The organism is Streptomyces sp. CNZ301 (genome assembly GCF_004217425.1).
The window spans coordinates 457,410-475,573 of sequence record NZ_SHLG01000001.1; the positions used below are offsets into that span (position 1 = coordinate 457,410).

14 protein-coding genes are annotated in these 18,164 nt (G+C 72.7%); 5 read left to right on the forward strand and 9 right to left on the reverse strand.

Annotation, left to right across the window (positions count from 1 at the left end):
• Positions 1–403: 403 nt before the first annotated feature.
• The 6 genes from EV375_RS29005 to EV375_RS02035 form a co-directional block, all read right to left on the reverse strand.
• Positions 404–565, reverse strand: a complete 162-nt coding sequence (locus tag EV375_RS29005; protein WP_165434645.1) for a hypothetical protein — start codon at positions 563–565, stop codon at positions 404–406.
• A gap of 100 nt (positions 566–665) precedes the next feature.
• Positions 666–1,142: a cation:proton antiporter regulatory subunit gene (locus EV375_RS02015; RefSeq protein WP_130297908.1), complete on the reverse strand. Its 477-nt coding sequence runs from the start codon at positions 1,140–1,142 to the stop codon at positions 666–668.
• Between the two features lie 208 nt (positions 1,143–1,350).
• Positions 1,351–2,340 carry a sugar-binding domain-containing protein gene (locus EV375_RS02020; RefSeq protein WP_207227965.1) on the reverse strand — a complete coding sequence of 330 codons (990 nt, stop codon included), beginning with the start codon at positions 2,338–2,340 and terminating at the stop codon, positions 1,351–1,353.
• Between the two features lie 257 nt (positions 2,341–2,597).
• Entirely contained in the window at positions 2,598–3,290 is a 693-nt protein-coding gene (rpe, locus tag EV375_RS02025; RefSeq protein WP_130297910.1) for a ribulose-phosphate 3-epimerase, read from the reverse strand.
• Between the two features lie 277 nt (positions 3,291–3,567).
• Positions 3,568–4,995, reverse strand: a complete 1,428-nt coding sequence (locus tag EV375_RS02030) for an SLC13 family permease (RefSeq protein WP_130297911.1) — start codon at positions 4,993–4,995, stop codon at positions 3,568–3,570.
• Between the two features lie 222 nt (positions 4,996–5,217).
• Positions 5,218–5,982: an IclR family transcriptional regulator gene (locus tag EV375_RS02035; RefSeq protein ID WP_130297912.1), complete on the reverse strand. Its 765-nt coding sequence runs from the start codon at positions 5,980–5,982 to the stop codon at positions 5,218–5,220.
• Between the two features lie 98 nt (positions 5,983–6,080).
• Here EV375_RS02035 and EV375_RS02040 point away from each other — a divergent pair, with 98 nt between their 5' ends.
• The 4 genes from EV375_RS02040 (at position 6,081) to EV375_RS02055 (ending at position 12,391) form a co-directional block, all read left to right on the forward strand.
• A complete protein-coding gene (locus tag EV375_RS02040) occupies positions 6,081–7,256 on the forward strand; it encodes an aminotransferase class V-fold PLP-dependent enzyme (protein WP_130297913.1) in 1,176 nt (391 codons plus the stop codon).
• A gap of 130 nt (positions 7,257–7,386) precedes the next feature.
• Complete coding sequence (locus EV375_RS02045) at positions 7,387–10,422, forward strand: FAD-binding and (Fe-S)-binding domain-containing protein (protein WP_130297914.1); 3,036 nt, start codon at positions 7,387–7,389, stop codon at positions 10,420–10,422.
• A complete protein-coding gene (locus EV375_RS02050) occupies positions 10,419–11,585 on the forward strand; it encodes a CoA transferase (RefSeq protein ID WP_207227966.1) in 1,167 nt (388 codons plus the stop codon). The genes EV375_RS02045 and EV375_RS02050 overlap by 4 nt, the downstream gene beginning before the upstream one ends.
• Positions 11,582–12,391, forward strand: a complete 810-nt coding sequence (locus EV375_RS02055; RefSeq protein WP_130297916.1) for an enoyl-CoA hydratase — start codon at positions 11,582–11,584, stop codon at positions 12,389–12,391. The genes EV375_RS02050 and EV375_RS02055 overlap by 4 nt, the downstream gene beginning before the upstream one ends.
• A 21-nt stretch (positions 12,392–12,412) precedes the next feature.
• On the opposite strand, the gene EV375_RS02060 is transcribed toward EV375_RS02055, so the two are convergent.
• Positions 12,413–13,867 (reverse strand): transcription antitermination factor NusB, encoded by a 1,455-nt coding sequence (locus EV375_RS02060; protein ID WP_130297917.1) that lies wholly within the window; start codon positions 13,865–13,867, stop codon positions 12,413–12,415.
• A 205-nt stretch (positions 13,868–14,072) separates the two neighbouring features.
• Positions 14,073–15,059, reverse strand: a complete 987-nt coding sequence (gene fmt, locus EV375_RS02065; protein ID WP_130297918.1) for a methionyl-tRNA formyltransferase — start codon at positions 15,057–15,059, stop codon at positions 14,073–14,075.
• A gap of 259 nt (positions 15,060–15,318) precedes the next feature.
• On the opposite strand from fmt, the gene EV375_RS02070 reads away from it, so the two are divergent.
• Positions 15,319–15,918: a hypothetical protein gene (locus EV375_RS02070; protein ID WP_130297919.1), complete on the forward strand. Its 600-nt coding sequence runs from the start codon at positions 15,319–15,321 to the stop codon at positions 15,916–15,918.
• Between the two features lie 89 nt (positions 15,919–16,007).
• On the opposite strand, the gene EV375_RS02075 is transcribed toward EV375_RS02070, so the two are convergent.
• Positions 16,008–18,158, reverse strand: coding sequence for a primosomal protein N' (locus EV375_RS02075; protein WP_130297920.1), 2,151 nt, complete (start codon positions 18,156–18,158; stop codon positions 16,008–16,010).
• Positions 18,159–18,164: the final 6 nt, after the last annotated feature.

The window sequence follows — 18,164 nt, forward strand, 5'->3', positions numbered from 1 at the left end:
GTGCGTGGAATCGGAGGAGGGTGTGTGAGGGAATTCGACCGCTCACCTGCGCAGCGCCGGTTCGGCTGCTCGTACGGACGGTCGGAGGCGGGCGCCCCGGGCGGGGTAACCGCCAGTAAGCGCGGTGCGCCGGCGACGAGTTCGACGCGCTCCCTTTGCCCGGTGCCGGCACGCAGCAGACCGCCCTCGGCTGAGAAGTTCCGGCGCCTGGGCACCCCGGGACCGGCGCCGCGGACGGGTGCGGACGAACCGCCCTGCGTGCACGGCCACTTCGAGATGCCGACGCACCGTCGGGGCAGCAAGACACCTACGGTGGACGAGCGTTGGGCAGCGCCCCCAGCGAACCCCAGCCCCTCGGCGGGGGCGGATTCGCGTACGCGTCCCCCGTGCCGTGGACGCTCCGTCAGCGCTTCAGCGGCTGCACGTCGTCCCTCACCCCGGCGGAGGTCTCCTCGCCGCTCCCCGGGGTGGGTGACATGCCGATGCGCCCCGCGAAGCGCCCGACGAGACCCAGGCCGAGAATCACGGCGCCCAGTTCGATCAGCAGAACGGTGGTGTCGTGCACGGGCTCGACCCGCCCCCCTTCCGTACCGCCGGTCCCTGCCGTGGCCGGGCTCCGGGGCGGGCCGGGACCCGCCGGGACGACCCGTCCCGTGTGCGGCCCGTCAGGTGCCGCTGATGATGCGAGTGAGCTCGTCGACACCTTCGCGGGTACCGACGGCGACGACCGCGTCGCCCGCCTCCAGCCGGAACTCCGGCCCGGGAGACGGATGCGGCCCCGTGCGGCGGAGCACGGCGACGATGTAGGCACCGGTGCGGGTACGGGCGCGGGTCTCCCCCAGCGGGCGGCTGCGGTAGGGGGACTGGGTCGTGACCGCGATGCGCTCGGTGACCAGGTCGAGATCCATCTCGCTGGTGGCGAGCGCGGGCGTCTCGGGTGGTGCGAGCAGCGCGGCGAGGGACGCGGCCTCGTCGGAGTCGAGCGGCACGGTGGCCTGGCAGGCGTCGGGGTCGTCCGGCTCGTAGAAGCCGAGGAAGCGCCGCCCGTCCTGATGGGCGACGACAGAGATGTGGCGGCCCGCCCGGGTTTCGATGTCGTACTGCGTGCCGACTCCCGGCAGCTTGGTGCGCTGCGTGGTCATGGCTGCCTCTGCCTCCTCGGAGAGTGCGATACGGCCGCACGACGCGGCGAGCACGAGAGTAACCCGTACAGCGCGCCGACCCCCAACCGCGTCCGCCTGCCCTCCGCCCGGTCCGCGCGGGAGAGTCGGGGGGACCCGTTTCGGCGGAGGCGCGGGCAGCCCGTGCCGGGCCGCAGTCAAGTGGCCGGCGCAGGCGGCCCGTTGGCGCCTACGAACCGTCCGGGTCGGCGCGCTCCAGGGCCGGCTTCGGCCCGGGCTCGGCTTCGGTCAGCAGGTAGTCGGCGGCGGCGGTGTCGGTCACGAGGCTCGTGACGAGGCCGGAGCGCAGGACCGCGCCGATGGCCTCCGCCTTGCGCTGGCCGCCGGCGATGGCGACAACCTCCGGGATCCGGCGCAGCCGTTCGGCCTCGACGGTGATGCAGCGCTCCCCCAGGTCGCGGCCGATGCGCCGGCCGCTCTTGTCGAAAAGGTGCGCGGACATCTCCGCGGCGACCCCGAGCGACGAGTAGTGCTCGCGCTCGGTGTCGCTGAGCATGTCGTGGACGGTGGAGATGCCCGGCTCCCAGGAGCCGATGGACACGGCGGCGACCGTCACCTTGTCGAAGTACTCGAAGGCGCGGGCGATGCCCGTCTGACTGCGCAGCGCTGCGGCGGTCGCCGGGTCGGGCAGCAGCATCGGGGCGTAGACGGGGTGCGCCTCTCCCCCGGCGACCTCGGCCGCCCGCCGTACGGCCTCGACGGAGCCGCGGTCGGCGGTGCCCGCGTCGTAGACGCCGGTGAGCTGCACGACCGTGCACGGCGGCAGCTGGCGGAGCGCGGCGGCCATGTGGATGGTGGAGCGGCCCCAGGCCAGGCCGAGCACGTCCCCTTCGGTGACGAGCTCGCCGAGCAGGCCGGCGGCGACCTCTCCCAGGTTCTCCGGGTCGGCGCCGTCGTCGGCCGCCTCGGAAGGGGATTCGACGACGACGGCGTGCCGCAGTCCGAAGCGTGCCCGCAGAGCGTCCGAGCGGTCGGCGTCCAGCTCCGCGGGAACCCTGATCTCGATGCGGACCAGGTCGCGCTCCAGCGCCGTCTCCAGCACCCGCGCCACCTTGAAGCGGCTCACGCCGAACTCGTCCGCGATCTGGATCTTGGATTTGCCCTCAAGGTAGAAGCGGCGTGCCATTGCTGCCGCCTGCATGAGCTCGGCGGGTCCCATTCGTGTGGTCCGACCCGACGACACCGCACTCACCTCACTGTCTTGCCGTACGTACGCATCAGCGCTGGGCGTTCATCCTTGCAGATCCCGGGTGCCCCCGATCCCGTTCGTGCGCCTGCGGACAGCTCCGGCACCCGTTCCCGGAGCCTGATTCCAGTGTGCGCACACCGCGGGCGCATGCCGAAGCGGCCGCAGCGGGCACCGACCGGCGGCGGGCCGCCGGTGCCACGTCCGGGGAGAAACCCCGGGTCAGGGGGTCAGAGCCGGTCGTCGCCGGGGGCCACGGCTGAGCGGCGGGCCGCCTCCTCCGCCTGCTGGCGCAGTCCCCGCACGGCCGCGGCCGGGTCGTCGGTCCCGTAGACGGACGATCCCGCGACGAAGACGTCCGCGCCTGCCTCCGCGCACTGCTCGATGGTGGACGCGGAGACCCCTCCGTCCACCTGGAGCCACATCTCCAGGCCGTGCTTGTCCATGAGCTGCCGGGCCCGGCGGATCTTCGGCAGCATGATGTCGAGGAACGCCTGCCCGCCGAATCCGGGCTCGACCGTCATCACCAGCAGCATGTCCAGCTCGGGCAGCAGGTCCTCGTAGAGCTCGACGGGGGTCGCGGGCTTGAGCGCCATCGACGCGCGGGCGCCGAGCGCCTTGATCTCCCTGGCGAGCCGTACGGGCGCGCCCGCGGCCTCCGCGTGGAACGTGACGGAGCCGGCGCCGGCCTCCACGTACTGCGGCGCCCAGCGGTCCGGCTCCTCGATCATCAGGTGGCAGTCCAGCGGGATGTCGCTCGCCTTGCTCAGCGCCTCGACGACGGGTGCCCCGAGGGTGAGGTTGGGGACGAAGTGGCCGTCCATGACGTCGACATGGAGCCAGTCCGCGCCGGTCACCGCTTCGGCCTCTTCGGAGAGACGCGCGAAGTCGGCCGAGAGGATGCTGGGGCTGATCTGAGCCATGTGCCTGGTGCCTGCCTATCTGAACCGTCGGGCCGGGCCTGCCCGGCCCGCACCCGCCTGTGCTGCCCTGAACCGTGCGGCGCGGGGCGTTCGGAGTGCCGCACGCCGGATCATGCCATCCGCGGGGCGCGGGGCCTCGCGCGGCCACCGGCTCGCACGCCCCTGGTCTGCCGCGGGCCGCCGCGCGGGCGGCGCGCACCCCTGAAACACGAGCGGACGAACGACCGGGCGTGCGCCGCGAGTTGTCCGTGGCGCACGCCCGAGCGAAGGTGCGTACTCAGAGCCAGCCCGGGATGACGAAGAACAGCCACGTCACCGGAGGGGCGAGGGCGACCATGCTGAATCCCCAGATCATCAACTTCTTGAAGACCATTTCCCGTTGCTCCGCCGGCGCGTTCGCCGTCACGAGCGCACCGCTGGTGGAGAAGGGCGAGGAGTCGACGACCGACGAGGAGATGGCCAGCGCGATGATCATGCCGACCGCTCCGACGTGACCGCCCTGAAGGAAGGGCACGGCCAGCGGGATGAGCGCACCGAGGATTCCGGTCGTCGAGGCGAAGGCGGAGACCACCGCACCGATGAAGCAGATCAACAGGGCTGCCAGCAGCGGGGCGTTGATCCCCGCGACGCTGTCGCCGAGGAAGTCGATCGTCCCCATGTCCTCCATCATGGTGACGAAGGTGACGATGCCGCAGACAAGAAGCACCGTGGACCAGGCACAGGCGTCCACTGCGCCCTTGGCGGACGCGGGGTTCACGAGCGTGAGCACCACGCCGACGGTGAGTGCCATGAGGCCGGGGTCCAGGTCGAAGAAGAGCGTCCCGACGACCATCCCGACCAGCCCGAGCAGCGTGAGGGCCCGGATGCCGGTGAGCTGTGCGGCCTCTTCCTCTTCCTCGACGGCGGTCGTACCGCCTGCACCGGAGGGAGCAGTCACGGGGGCGGGGGCTCCGCCGCCCTTGACCGCTGTCGCTCCGGTGCCACCGTCCGTCTCCAGTCCGGGCTTGTCGCCCGACCCGGCCGGTGCGCCGGCCGTCACCAGCGAACCGCCCGCGCCGTCCCCGGATTCCGTCGCCTTCTGCGTGTCCTCCGCCCTGCGGCCGACGAGACCGCGTCCACCGAACAGGAAGAAGACGACGAGGCTGAGGACCACATTGAAGAGGAACGAGCTGACGAAGAGCAGCGTCGGATTTCCGGCCAGTTCGTTCCGCGACACGACGCCGTTCGTGATGCTGCCGAAAATGCTGATCGGGGAGAATCCGCCGGCGCTGGCGCCGTTGATGATGAGCAGCCCCATCAGCACCGGATTGATCCGGTAGCGGACGCAGAACCCCATGCCGATGGGAGCAATGATTCCCACGGCTGCGGGAACGACGGCCCCGGTCGCCGTCAGAACGGCCGTGACCAGGAACATCACCCAGGGTATGAGCGCGATCCTGCCGCCCACCGCCCTGGTCGCGGATTGGACGAGCCAGTTGACCGTTCCGTTGTTGTTGGCGATGGCGAAGAGGAATGTGACACCGACGAGGACGACGAACAAGTCGCCCGGGAATCCGCCGAATATGTCGTCCGCGGATTTGCCCACGAATCCACTTCCGATCACAAAGGCGGCGACAATGGCGAGCGCACCCATGTGGACCGACGTGAAGGTGGCGACGGCGAATACCAGCACCAACCCGATGATGGCTATGACATGATCTGACACGAGGCTTCCTCGCCTTCGGTCGAACGGTCACTGCAAAGGCGTGCCGGCACATATCCGAACGGAAATCAGAAGCCTTTCGGGGGCCTGTGACTCCGCTCTTGCGAGCGCTTCTGGGGATTGCCCGCAAAACGCCACAGCATTCCGCGATGCGGAATCCGGTTTTCGCCTTGGGTGAGTATGTGAGGGGGGTCGGGACCCGTCAAGGGTTCGCGTGAGGATCCTTCAACTGCCGTCGCCCTCCTCGTGCGCGCGTCCCAGAGCTGTGCTGATCCTCTTGGCCGCCTCGTTGACGAGAGCGCCGTAGACGGGTCTCGACTCCTCCGTCATCCGGCTCGTGGGCACGTTGATGCTGATGCTCGCGACCGGAAGCCCTCCCTCCCCGATGACCGCGGACGCGACGGCCGAGACGTCCGCGCGCCATTCGCCGCTGTTGGTCGCCCAGCCACGTTCACGGGTCCTGGCCAGTTCGGCGCGCAGCAGCCCGGGGTCGGTGATGGTCGTGCCGGTGAATCCCCGGAGCCCCTGGGCGATGTAGCGCTCGACGACCTCCTCCGGATCGGCCGCGAGCACCGCCTTGCCGTTGGCGGACGCATGCACCGCGAGGTTCTGGCCCAGCGGCAGGATGATCCGTACGGGCTGCGACGTCTCCAGACGCTCGACCAGCACCACCTTGCTGCCCTCGCGGACCGCGAGGTGGACCGTCTCGTCGGTTCGTCGCCGCAGCTCCTCCATCACCGGCAACGCGATGTCCCGCAGGCCGAGTTCGTCCGTGGCGTGCCGGCCGACGTGCAGCGCCTTGGTGGTGACGACCCACCGGGTGGGGGCGGAGCCGGTGGAGCGGATCCACCCCGCCTCCTTGAGCGTGACCAGCGTGCGCTGCACCGAGGACTTGGGCAGCCCCATGGCCCGCGCCAGTTCGGCGACGCCGATCGGCTGGCGGACGGCGACTTCTTCGAGGGCCCGGAGGGCGTTGAGGACGTTCTGCATCCATTGACTCGTTCCGTGGGGGAGCCTTAGGCTCCGGCGTGCCGCGTGACGATACAGTGTGCCGTTCTACGGCACAAGCCTTTGGGAGGAGCCGGACCATGACCCCGCGCACCGGTCGCCACTTCCTGCAGATCCCCGGCCCCACCAACGTCCCCGACCAGGTGCTCCGCGCCATGTCGGCACCCACCATCGACCACCGCGGTCCGGAGTTCTCGGCGCTGACGCTGCGTCTGCTGGACGCGCTGAAGCCGGTGTTCGGCACGGCCGGCCCCGTCCTGATCTATCCCGCGTCGGGAACCGGGGCCTGGGAAGCGGCCCTGGTCAACACCCTCAGCCCCGGCGACCGCGTCCTCAGCTTCGAGACGGGCCACTTCTCCTCGCTCTGGCGCGAGATGGCGACGTCCCTGGGCCTCGAGACGGGCACCGACTTCGTCCCCGGCGACTGGCGGCACGGCGCCGATCCGGAGGTGCTGGCCGAGCGGCTCGCCGCCGACACCGGGCACGCGATCAAGGCGGTCTGCGTCGTCCACAACGAGACCTCGACCGGCGTGGCCAGCCGCATTCCTGAGATCCGGCGCGCCATGGACGAGGCGGGCCACCCGGCGCTGCTGCTCGTGGACACCATCTCCTCGCTCGGCTCCATCGACTACCGCCACGACGAGTGGGGCGTCGACGTCACGGTGGCCGGCTCGCAGAAGGGGCTGATGCTGCCGCCGGGACTGAGCTTCAACGCCGTCAGCGACAAGGCGCTCGCGGCGAGCCGGACGGCCCGGCTGCCGAAGGTCTTCTGGGACTGGGGCCCTGTCATCGAGGCGAACCGGATGGGCTCATTCCCGTACACCCCCGCGACGAACCTGCTCTACGGGCTGGAGGAGGCGCTGCGGATGCTGCGGGAGGAGGGCCTCCCGAACGTCTTCGCCCGGCACGCGCGGCACGCGGCCGCCACACGCGCCGCCGTGCGCGGGTGGGGCCTGGAAGTGCTGTGCCGGGACGAGCGGGAGCACTCGGGCTCGCTCACGGCGGTGCTGATGCCGGACGGACACGACGCCGACAAGGTCCGCGAGATCATCCTGGAGCGGTTCGACATGTCGCTGGGCGCAGGTCTCGGGCGGCTGGCGGGCCGGGTCTTCCGCATCGGCCACCTCGGGCACCTCAGCGACCTCACCCTCGCGGGCACGCTCGCCGGGGTGCAGATGGGCCTCCAACTCGCCGGGGTCCCCGTGGGAGCGGACGGTCTCGGCGCGGCCCTCTCGACGCTGCGCGACGCCGAGTGACGGCGCCCGCACCGAGATCCCGCCTTCGCTTACGCCCCGGACCCTCGCAGCCCCACCCCGCGCCCTTGCGCCGCCGCGGCGCGCAGGCGCCGGTTCCGCAGCGTTCACGAGCACTTGGAGTCCGCACCACATGACAGCGATCAGCGGCGACGCACCGGTCCCGGACGGCACGGCGGATACGGCCCGTCACGTCGAGGCCCGTCTGCGCGGTGAGATCGAGGGCGACGTCCTCTTCGACGACTACACCCGGCACCTCTTCTCCCGCGACGCGAGCATGTACGCGATCGAGCCCCTGGGCGTCGTCTTCCCCCGTCACGCCGGCGACGTGCAGTTGGCCGTGACGGCGGCCGCCGAGGCGGGCATACCCGTCGTGCCCCGCGGCGCCGGCACGTCGCTCGCCGGGCAGACCGTCGGGCCCGGCCTGGTCCTGGACCTCTCCCGCCACATGAACCGCATCGTGGAGATCGACACGGAGGGCCGCACCGCGCTGGTCGAGGCGGGCGTCGTGCAGGACCAGCTCAACCGGGCCGCGGCCGCGCACGGCCTGATGTTCGGGCCCGACACCTCCACCAGCAACCGCGCCACCATCGGCGGGATGATCGGCAACAACTCGGCCGGCAGCGGTTCGATCCGCTACGGCATGACGATCGACCACGTGCGCGAACTCGACGTCGTGCTCTCCGACTCGGCCAGGGCCCGCCTCGCCCCCGTCGACGAGGCCGTGCGCGAGCACCGCGCCGGACTGCCGACACTGGAGGGCCGCCTCTACCGCGAACTCCCCCGGATCGTCGAGGAGAGCGCCGAGGCGACCGCCGAGGGCATGCCGCAGTTCTGGCGCCGGGCGTGCGGCTACCGGCTGGACCGGCTCGCGGCCCCCGGAGCGGAGTTCGACCTGGCGAAGTTCGTCGTGGGCTCGGAGGGCACCCTCGTGCTGGCCACCCGCGCCCTCGTCGACCTCGTGCCCAAACCGGCCCGCACGGTCATCGCCGTCGGTCACTTCACCTCCGTCGCCGGTGCGATAGCCGCCACGGACGACGCCCTGGCGTGCGACCCGTCCGCGGTGGAGATGATGGACCGTACGATCCTCGACCTGTCGCGGCAGAAGATCGAGTACGCCTCGCTCGGCTCGATCCTCGAAGGCGACCCGGAAGCCCTGCTGTTCGTCAGCTTCACCGGCGACGACGAACACGAACTCGCCGGCAGGCTGCAGCAACTCACGGCGCTCTGGCAGCGCCACGGCCACGGCTACCACACCCTCCAGGCCGTCACCCCCGCCCAGCAGGGCTCGCTGCTGAAGGTCCGCAAGTCCAGCCTCGGGCTGCTGATGGCCGCCAGCGAGGGGACGCGCCGCCCGCTTGCGTTCATCGAGGACACCGCCGTCGACCCGGTCCATCTCGGCGACTACACACGGCGCTTCAAGGAGGTCCTGGACCGCCACGGCCTCAACGCGGGCTTCTACGGCCACTGTTCGGTCGGCTGCCTGCACATCCGTCCCTTCGTCGACACCGCCGACCCGTCGCAGGTCGCGACGATGCGGTCGGTCGCGGAGGAGATCAAGGACCTCGTGCGGGAGTACGGCGGCGTCAACTCAAGTGAGCACGGCGACGGCCTGGCCCGCAGCGAGTTCAACCGCGAGATCTTCGGCGACGACCTGTACGAGGCGATGCGGCGCGTCAAGGGCCTCTTCGACCCGGACAACCGCCTCAACCCCGGGAAGATCGTCGACGCGCCCTCCATGACGGACAACCTCCGCGACCCGGCGCTGCCTCCGGCCGGGCCGCTGCGCACCCGCCTGGACTTCGAGGTCGTCGGCGGCATGCGCGGCGCCGCCGACCGCTGCATGAACATCGGGCTGTGCCGAAAGGCCGAAGCCGGCACGATGTGCCCCTCGTACATGGCCACGCTCAAGGAGGAGGACTCCACGCGCGGCCGGGCCAACGCGCTGGTCAAGGCCCTCTCCGAACCCGACCCGCACCGGGCGCTGGGCGACGGGCGCCTCCACGAGGTCCTCGACCTGTGCCTGATGTGCAAGGCGTGCAAGAGCGAGTGCCCGCTCGGCGTCGACATGGCCACCCTCAAGGCGGAGTCGCTCTCCCACCACCACGACGAGCACGGAATCCCCCGCAGATCACGGGTGTTCGCCTCGATCCGCTCGCTGAACCGGATCGGCTCGGCCACGGCGCCGCTGTCCAACCTCCCCGCACGGGTCCCGTTCCTGCGCGCGCTGATGGACCGGTACCTGGGCATCACCCCCGCCCGGCCGCTTCCGGCCTTCGTACGGGGCAACCTCGTGCGCTGGTTCCGGCGGCGAGGGCGGGCGGCGGCCTCCCCGGCGACGGCGGCGGGCCCGTCCGCACCCGGATCCCAGGGCACCGTCACCTACCTCGCTGACTCCTTCACCACCTACACCGAGCCCGGAATCGGCCGGGCGGCTGTCGAACTCCTCGAACTGGCGGGCTGGCACGTCGCGTTGGAGTCCCGGGGCTGCTGCGGGCGGTCCGCCTTCTCCAAAGGGCTGCTCGACGAGGCGAAGGACCAGGCGCGCAAGCTGACGAAGCTGCTGGCGGAGAACTCGCCCGCCGGCTCACCGGTCGTCGGCTGCGAACCCTCGTGCCTGATGACGCTCCGGGACGAGCACCGCGCCATGCTGCCGCAGGACCCGTCGGTCGCGGACGTCTCCGGCCGCGTGCGCCAGGCCGAGGAACTGCTCACCGAGGCCGTCGACGACGGGCGGCTGCGGCTGTCGCCCGACGCGTGGCCCGCCGGCCGCCGCATCCTCTACCACGGCCACTGCCACCAGAAGGCCGAGGTGGGCACCGCGGCGACCGTCGCGCTGCTGAAGCGGATTCCCGGCGCCGAGGTCGTCGAACTCGACGCGGGCTGCTGCGGCATGGCCGGCTCCTTCGGCTTCGAGTCCGAGCACTACGAGACGTCCATGACGGTCGGCAGCGACCGCCTCTTCCCCGCCATCAGCGCCGAAGACGACACGACGGTCGTCGCCGCGAGCGGGGTCTCCTGCCGGCAGCAGATCTTCCACGGCACGGAACGCAACGCATGGCACCCCGTCGAGCTGGTGCGGGCCGCGCTGCTCGCCGGTTCACCGGACAACGGCGGCACCGGGGACGAGACCCCCGCGACCGCCACGGAAGGCGAGGCGCCGCAGTGACGACAGGCGAGAATACGGGCGCCCTCGAAGGCGTACGCGTCATCGACCTCACGCAGGTGATGGCGGGCCCGTACTGCACGATGCTCCTCGCCGACCTCGGCGCGGACGTGATCAAGGTCGAACCACCGGGCACCGGGGACCAGACCCGCAGCGGCTGGGACGCGCCGGCGCCCGGCCACGACAGCGCCTCCTTCCACGCACTGAACCGCAACAAGCGCAGCGTCGCCCTCGATCTGCGCACCGACGAGGGGCAGCGGGACTTCCACACACTCGTCGCAGGCGCGGACGTGGTCGTGGAGAACTTCCGGCCCGGAGTCGCCGACCGGCTGGGCGTGGGCTACGAGGCCGCACGCAGGACCAAGCCGGACATCGTCTACGCGTCGATCTCGGGCTTCGGGCAGTACGGCCCCTACGCCCAGCGTCCCGGCTACGACCTCATCGCCCAGAGCATGGCCGGCGCCCTCAGCGTCACGGGCGAAGGAGACGGGGCTCCGGTCAAGTGCGGCCTGCCCGTGGGCGATCTCGGCGCCGGGATGCTGTGCGCCGTCGCCATCCTGAGCGCCTACGTGCACCGCACGCGCACCGGAGAGGGCCAGTACCTGGAGACTTCGCTGTACGAAGCTGTGCTGGCCATGTCGGTGTGGGAGTCCACGGAGTTCTTCTCCACCGGACAGGCGCCGCGGCGCCTCGGCTCCGCGCACCGGATGACAGCCCCGTACCAAGCCGTGCGTACCGCGGACGGATACGTCACCGTCGCCGCCAACACCCAGCGCCTGTGGGAGCGGCTGTGCGGCGCGCTCGGCCTCGAACACCTCGTGGGGGACGAACGGTTCCTCACCAACACGGCGCGCATGGAGCACCGGGCGGAGTTGATCGCGATGCTGGAAGGACGGCTGGCAGCCGAGCCGACCAGCGAGACCGTGGCAAAGCTCCTCGACGCGGGCGTGCCCGCCGGGCCGATCCTGGACTACGAGCAGCTACTCGGAGACGACCCGGACCCGCACGCCGAGGCGCGCGGCATGGTCGAGGAGTACGAGCATCCCGTGTCCGGCCGTAAGCGGGTCCTCGGCTTCCCCGTCAAGCTGGGGCGCACCCCGGCACGGATGCGGCGCCATCCGCCGCTCCTCGGCGAACACAACGACGAACTCCTGGGGGACGCATGAGCGTCGAGGAACAGGCTCCTTCCGTCACCTGGCGGGAGGAGACCGTGCCGGGCGGCGACACGTCAGTCGCCTGGCTCACCCTCTCCAATCCGCGCCGGCACAACGCCCTGACGCTGGAGATGTACGACCAGCTGCACCAGGCGTGCGAGGAGATCGACGCCGCCTCCGACGTCCGCGTGACGGTGCTGCGCGGGGCGGGCGGCCGGGCGTTCGCCGCGGGCACCGACATCCACGAGTTCCGCGGCTTCGGAAGCGGCGCGGACGGCGTCGGCTACGAGCGGCATGTCGGCACCGCCCTCGAACGGCTCGCCGCGCTGCGCATGCCCGTGATCGCCGCCGTCGACGGCCCCGCCGTCGGCGCCGGGATCGCCCTGACGGCCTGCTGCGACATCGTGGTGTGCACGCCCGGCTCCGTCTTCGGCGCACCCATCGCGCGCACCCTCGGCAACTGCCTCTCCCCCACCGTGATCGCCCGGCTCTACGCGTCCCTGGGCAGGGCCCGCTCACTGCACGCCCTGCTCACCGCCCAGCTGATCAGCGCGCAGGAGGCGCACGAGGCGGGCCTGGTGGCGCAGATCGTCGACGCCGACGGGCTCGACGAACACCTGGCCGGGCTCACCGCCCGCATCGCCGGATGCGCACCGCTGACGCTCGCCGCGCTGAAGGAGGCCGACCGGCGCGTGCTCAGCGCCTCGGCACCCGGCAAAGCCGACGACCTGTACGAACTCTGCTACGGCAGCCGCGACTTCCGCGAAGGCGTCTCCGCCTTCCTCGACAAGCGGCCCCCCGAGTGGGAGGGCCGCTGAGACCCGGCGGGACGCCTCATCTCACGCGCCGCCCGCTCCGTCCGTGCGCCGCAGCAGCGCCAGATACATCGCGTCGGTGCCGTGCAGATGCGGCCAGAGCTGGACGTCGGGGCCGTCGCCGAGGCCGGGCATGTCCGGCAACAGCGGGCGGGCGTCGAGGAGTTCGGCCCCGGTCTCCTTGACCAGGTCGTCCACGACGGCCCGGGTCTCCGCCGGGTGCGGCGAGCACGTCGCGTAGCCGACGACCCCGCCCGCACGCACCGCGTGCAGTGCCTGCCGCAGCAGGTCCCGTTGCAGCGGCGCGAACCCCGGCACGTCCTCCGGCCGCCGCCGCCAGCGGGCCTCGGGCCGGCGGCGCAGCGCCCCCAGCCCGGTGCACGGCACGTCGACGAGGACCCGGTCGAAGGTGCCGGGCCGCCAGGCGGGCCGGGTCGAGTCGGCGGTCACCACGGCGTACGGCCCAGGGTTGCCTTCCAGCGCCCGGCCCACGAGGCCAGCACGGTGGGGCTGCTTCTCGGCGGCGACCAGCCGCGCCCCGCGCTGCGCGGCGAGGGCGGCGAGCAGCGCCGCCTTGCCGCCGGGCCCGGCGCATCCGTCCAGCCACAGCTCGTCCCGGGCCGACGCTTGCGCTCCGCCGGTACCTGCGCCGGCGGGCGCGAGCGGCGCGGCCGCCAGCGCGAGGGCGACGAGCTGACTGCCCTCGTCCTGCACTCCGGCGCGTCCTTCCCGTACGGCCTGCACCTCGCCCGGATCGCCGCCCTCGGCGAGCCGCACCGCGTACGGCGACCAGCGTCCCGGCACTGCGTCGCCGGTGAGCAGCTCGTCGGGAGTGGCCCGGCCGGGACGGGCGACGAGCGTGACCTCGGGCCGCTCGTTGTCCGCCCCCAGCAGCTCCTCCATGCCGGCGCTGCCGCCGCCGAGCGCGTCCCACAGTGCCGAGACGATCCACCGCGGGTGCGCATGGCGGATACCCAGATGCTCCTCGGGGTCCTCGTCGTACGCGGGGGCGACCTTCTCCAGCCAGCCGTCCAGATCCTCGGCGGCGATCTTGCGGAGCACCGCGTTGACGAACTTGGCGCGCCCGTCGCCCAGTACCACGCGGGCGAGTTCGACCGTGGCGCTGACTCCGGCGTGCGTGGGGATGCGGGTGCCCAGCAGCTGGTGGGCACCGAGCGCGAGCACGTCCAGTACGGGAGGGTCGACGTCGCGCAGCGGCCGGTCGACGCACTCGGCGATGATCACGTCGTACGTGCCCTGCCACCGCAGGGTGCCGTAGACCAGCTCGGTGGCCAGCGCCGCGTCCCGGGCGTCGAACTCCCCCTTGGCGCGGGCCTTGTCCAGCAGCGGCGGCAGTACGAGGTTCGCGTAGGCGTCGCGCTCGTCGACGGCGCGCAGTGCCTCGAAGGCGAGGATGCGGACGGGGTCCTTGCGGGGGCGGCGGTAGGGCTTGGAGGGGCGGCGGGGCCTATTGCTCACAGGGAAGGTGCTCCGGTGCTGCGATGACGAGGTGTCCGGCCGTGCGGCCGGGGTTCACGGTCCGGCGGTGCCGGCAGGGGTGCTGCCAGCGTACGCCCGCCCCGGTGGCGCGGCGGATACGGGACGGGCCGCGCACCCGCGCTCGACGGACCGGGGACTCCGGCGCCCGTGCACCTTCCGCCGGGCAGCCGCCCCCGCCCGGCCGCTACTCCCCCAGGCGCTCGCCGTCGCCGACGCGTACTCCGCGTGCCCAGTCCGCCGCTGTCATCGGCTTCTTGCCCTGCGGCTGCACCCACAGAAGTTCGACGGGGTGCGAACCGGTGCCCACCCACACGGAGTTCTTGTTCGCGAGCAGTTCGCCCGGGCCAGGGCCAGGGCCGTCGTGACCGTCGTTGCCGCTGCCGCCACCGCTGCCGCCGCCGGGAACAGGGTGTTCAGGGTGCTGCGTCAGCGACCGGATCTTCAGCCGCTCGCCCCGGAAGAGCGTCCACGCGCCCGGCGCGGGCGTACAGCCCCGCACGAGCCGGTCCACCCGCAGCGCCGGCGCCGTCCAGTCGACGCGGGCGTCCTCGACCTCCAGCTTGGGCGCGAGCGAGACGCCCTCCTCGGGCTGCGGAACCGCGCGCAGCGTGCCGTCCTCGATGCCGTCCATGGTCGCGGCGAGCAGCCCGGCGCCCGCGAACGCGAGGCGGGTGAGCAGGTCGCCGCTGGTGTCGGTCTCGCGCACCTTCTCCGTGATCACGCCGTAGACCGGCCCGGAGTCCAGGCCCTCCTCGATGAGGAAAGTGCTGGCGCCGGTCATCTCGTCGCCGGCCAGTACCGCGTGCTGCACCGGCGCCGCGCCGCGCCAGGCGGGAAGCAGGGAGAAATGCAGGTTGACCCAGCCGCGGGCGGGCACGTCGAGCGCGACGCGCGGCAGCAGCGCCCCGTACGCGACGACGGGGCAGCAGTCCGGCCCGATCTCGCGGAGCCTGGCGAGGAAGTCCTCCTCCCGTGGACGCGCCGGCTTGAGGACCTCGATGCCCGCCTCCTCGGCCCGCTGTGCGACGGGGCTGGGCACCAGCCGGCGTCCGCGTCCCGCGCGGGCGTCGGGCCGCGTCACCACGGCTGCCACCTCGTGCCGCTCCGAGGCGATCAGTGCGTCGAGCGCGGGCACGGCGACCTCGGGGGTGCCTGCGAAGACGAGCTTCATCGGTGGGGAACACCTCTCACATTGCAGCGGCGCCGCGTGGTGCGCCGCCGCGGACGACGACGCGCCAGTCTACGGTCCTCACGTTCCGTCACTTTGCGCCGCCCGAGGGGGCGTACGGGCCTCCGCGCACCCCTCCCCTCCCAACAACGCCCCGCCCGGGCGTGACCCGGGCACTGTTACCGCGTTGGTCAAGTCATATTGACCGAAACGAGCCGTTCGCGGCTCCTATCCTCTGCAAGACGGTTCGAGAGGCTTGTTCATGGCCGACCACGCAACCCACGACGCCCAGGCGAGGGCCAGCCTGCACCTGCTGGTGCGGGACATCGAGCGGGTCCGCCGCCAGGTGGACGCGCTGCGTACCCTCACCGCCCAACTCGGCAACGTCTACCGCCCGCGGCGGTCAGCTCCGTCCGCGGGCTTCGTCGTCTACGGACGTGCTCCCGCCCCCACGGTGCGGCTCGCCCAGGAACTGCGGGACAGCGTCGAGACGCTGGTCACCGCCGCGGTGGACTTCGACCGGTCGCTGGGTTTCTCATGGGACGCGGTGGGGTCCGCCCTCGGAGTCACCAAGCAGGCGGTGCACCGCCGTTACGGATCGCGCCGCAACGCCTCACGTGAACTAACCGAGGCGGGCGGGCAGTCCGCCGACGCCCCCTCCTCACCCGATGCCGTGCCGGCGTTGCCGGGTGCGGCCGGCAGCGGAAACGCGCTCCCGGCCGCTGCCGCCGCCCCTCCGGGTGCTCCGGCCCGGACCGCCGCGTCAGCAGGCGCGCTGCCCCCCTCGCGTCCCGTGCCCGGCCAGCCCGGGCGCGACCGCGACCACAGACCGGGGGCCCTCCCCGGCCCCCGCAACGGCTGACTCCTCCACGGCCGTTGCCCCACCGCCCGGTGCGCGTCCCGTACGCCACCGGGCGGTGTCGTGTCCGCCCGGCACGGCGGGGCGGCGGCTCAGCCGATGTCCAGCGGGTCCACGCGGATCCACACCGGCGTCCCCTCGCGCCGCGTCAGCCGCGCCACATGTGCCGTCTTCAGCGCCGACGCCATCGCCGCACCCGATCCCTGGGGCACCCGCACCAGCGCACGTACCCACTCCTCCCCCGCCGGCGGATCCCCGGGACGGCGCGGTCTGCCCGGCTCGATCACGGGAACCGGCACCGGCCCCAGGATCTCCGCGTCCCCGGGCAGCCGGGCCTGGGATAGCAGCCCGGCCACGGCCTCGGCCCTTCCGCTCACCGACGCCATCCTCGCGACCGGAGGGAAACCGAGCTCCGCGCGGTCCGCGAGCTCACGCACCGCGAAACCCGCCGGGTCCCAGCGCACGAGGGCCTGAACCGGACGCAGAGTGGGCTCGGCCACGACCAGCACCGTGCCGTCCGGCTCCTCGCCCTCGCCCCCGGGCCGTACGAGCGCGGCGGCCGAGAGCCATCTGCGCAGCGCCTCCTCCCCGGCCCGCAGATCGGGGCGGCCCAGCAGCGCCCAGCCGTCCAGCAGCAGCGCCGCCGCATAACCGGGGCCCTCCGCGACGGGTTCCGCGCCCGGCGTGGAGACCACGATCGCCGGGGCGCCGGGCACGCTGTCCAGCACATGATCACGCCCGGACGTACGCACCGGCACCGCCGGAAAGGCCCGCCCCAGTTCCTCGGCCGTGCGCCGCGCGCCGAAGACCCGGCCGCGCACCCGTGCGCCGCCGCACTGGGCGCAGTGCCAGTCGGGGGCCTCGCGGGCGCACCACCCGCAGCGCAGCACGGCGCCTTCCTCCAGCGCCTCGAGCGGGCCCGCGCAGTGGGCACACCGTGCGGGGGCGCGGCACTGCTCGCACGCCAGGCTGGGTACGTAGCCGCGCCGCGGCACCTGCACCAGCACGGGGCCCCGCTCCAGCGCTTTCCGGGCCGTGTTCCAGGCGAGGCTCGGCAGCCGTGCCGTGCGCGCCGCGGCGTCGCGTGCCTCGTCGAACTCGCCGACCGTACGGATCAGCGGCGCCGTCTTGCGCAGGGTCTCCCGGTCGGCCTCGATGGGCCTCGCCCACCCGGACTCGACGATCTGCGCCGCCTCGACGGTGCAGCTGTGCCCGCCGAGCAGGAAGGCCGCCTCCTCCGTGACGGCGCGCTGGAGCAGCACTTCACGCGCGTGCGGCTGGGGTGCGTGGTCGTCGCTGTGGGCCGCGTCCCCGTCGTCCCACAGGACGGCGAGGCCCAGATCTGCCACGGGCGCGAACATCGCCGCCCGCGTCCCCACCACGGCACGTACCGATCCTCTCTTGACCGCCAGCCAGCGCGTGTAGCGCTCCTCGGGGCCCGCCCCGGCGGTCAGCAGCACGTGCTGCCCCTCGCCGAGCAGCGATGTGAGCGCGGCATCGACCCGCTGGGCCGCGCGTCCGTCGGGCAGTACCGCCAGGGCGCCCCGCCCGGAAGCGAGCGCGGCCGCGACCGCACGCGCCAGTTCGTCGGGCCATTGCGGACCGGGCAGTGCCGTCCAGACGGCGCGCGGGACCCCTCCGCCGGCCAGGGCCGCCAGAAATGCGGGGCCCTCCCCGTACCGCTCCCAGCTCCCCGGCTCCGGCGGCTCCGGCGGCGGCTGCGGCTCGGGGGCGGGCCGCTTCTCCGCCCGCGCCATGCGCGGCGGCACCGCCAGCTGCACGACGTCCGCGAGCGATCCCGCGTACCTGTCCGCGACGGCACGGCACAGCCGCAGCAGCCGGGGCGTGAGCACACGCTCCGGCGAGAGCACCTGCGCGATGGGAGCGAGGGCGCCCGGGTAGTCGCTGCGGGCCACCCGCTCCACGACGAACCCGTTGATCAGCCTGCCGCCCTCGCGCCGGCCCTCCTTCTCGCCCGCGCCGAACCGCACCCGGACCCGCACTCCGGGCTGGGCCTCCTCGTCCATGGCGGCCGGCACCGCGTAGTCGAAGTAGCGGTCGAGGTGCACGAGGCCCTTGTCGACCAGTACACGCGCCACGGGCAGCTCCGCGGCGAGCTCCGCACCGCGCCATGTGCGCGGCTTCGCCTTCGGAGACCTGCGCCTGCGCACGGTCTCCCGCAGCAGGGCAAGCTGCTCCGGTGCCTCACCGGATGACTCCCCCTGCTCGTTGTCGCTGCTCACAGCGTT

What these genes read in the sequence shown, in the direction of transcription:
- EV375_RS02015 (WP_130297908.1), bottom strand. Translation starts at nt 1,142, where the DNA reads ATGACCACGCAGCGCACCAAGCTGCCGGGAGTCGGCACGCAGTACGAC.
- EV375_RS02020 (WP_207227965.1), bottom strand. Translation starts at nt 2,340, where the DNA reads ATGGGACCCGCCGAGCTCATGCAGGCGGCAGCAATGGCACGCCGCTTC.
- rpe (WP_130297910.1), bottom strand. Translation starts at nt 3,290, where the DNA reads ATGGCTCAGATCAGCCCCAGCATCCTCTCGGCCGACTTCGCGCGTCTC.
- EV375_RS02035 (WP_130297912.1), bottom strand. Translation starts at nt 5,982, where the DNA reads ATGCAGAACGTCCTCAACGCCCTCCGGGCCCTCGAAGAAGTCGCCGTC.
- EV375_RS02040 (WP_130297913.1), top strand. Translation starts at nt 6,081, where the DNA reads ATGACCCCGCGCACCGGTCGCCACTTCCTGCAGATCCCCGGCCCCACC.
- EV375_RS02045 (WP_130297914.1), top strand. Translation starts at nt 7,387, where the DNA reads ATGACAGCGATCAGCGGCGACGCACCGGTCCCGGACGGCACGGCGGAT.
- EV375_RS02055 (WP_130297916.1), top strand. Translation starts at nt 11,582, where the DNA reads ATGAGCGTCGAGGAACAGGCTCCTTCCGTCACCTGGCGGGAGGAGACC.
- fmt (WP_130297918.1), bottom strand. Translation starts at nt 15,059, where the DNA reads ATGAAGCTCGTCTTCGCAGGCACCCCCGAGGTCGCCGTGCCCGCGCTC.
- EV375_RS02070 (WP_130297919.1), top strand. Translation starts at nt 15,319, where the DNA reads ATGGCCGACCACGCAACCCACGACGCCCAGGCGAGGGCCAGCCTGCAC.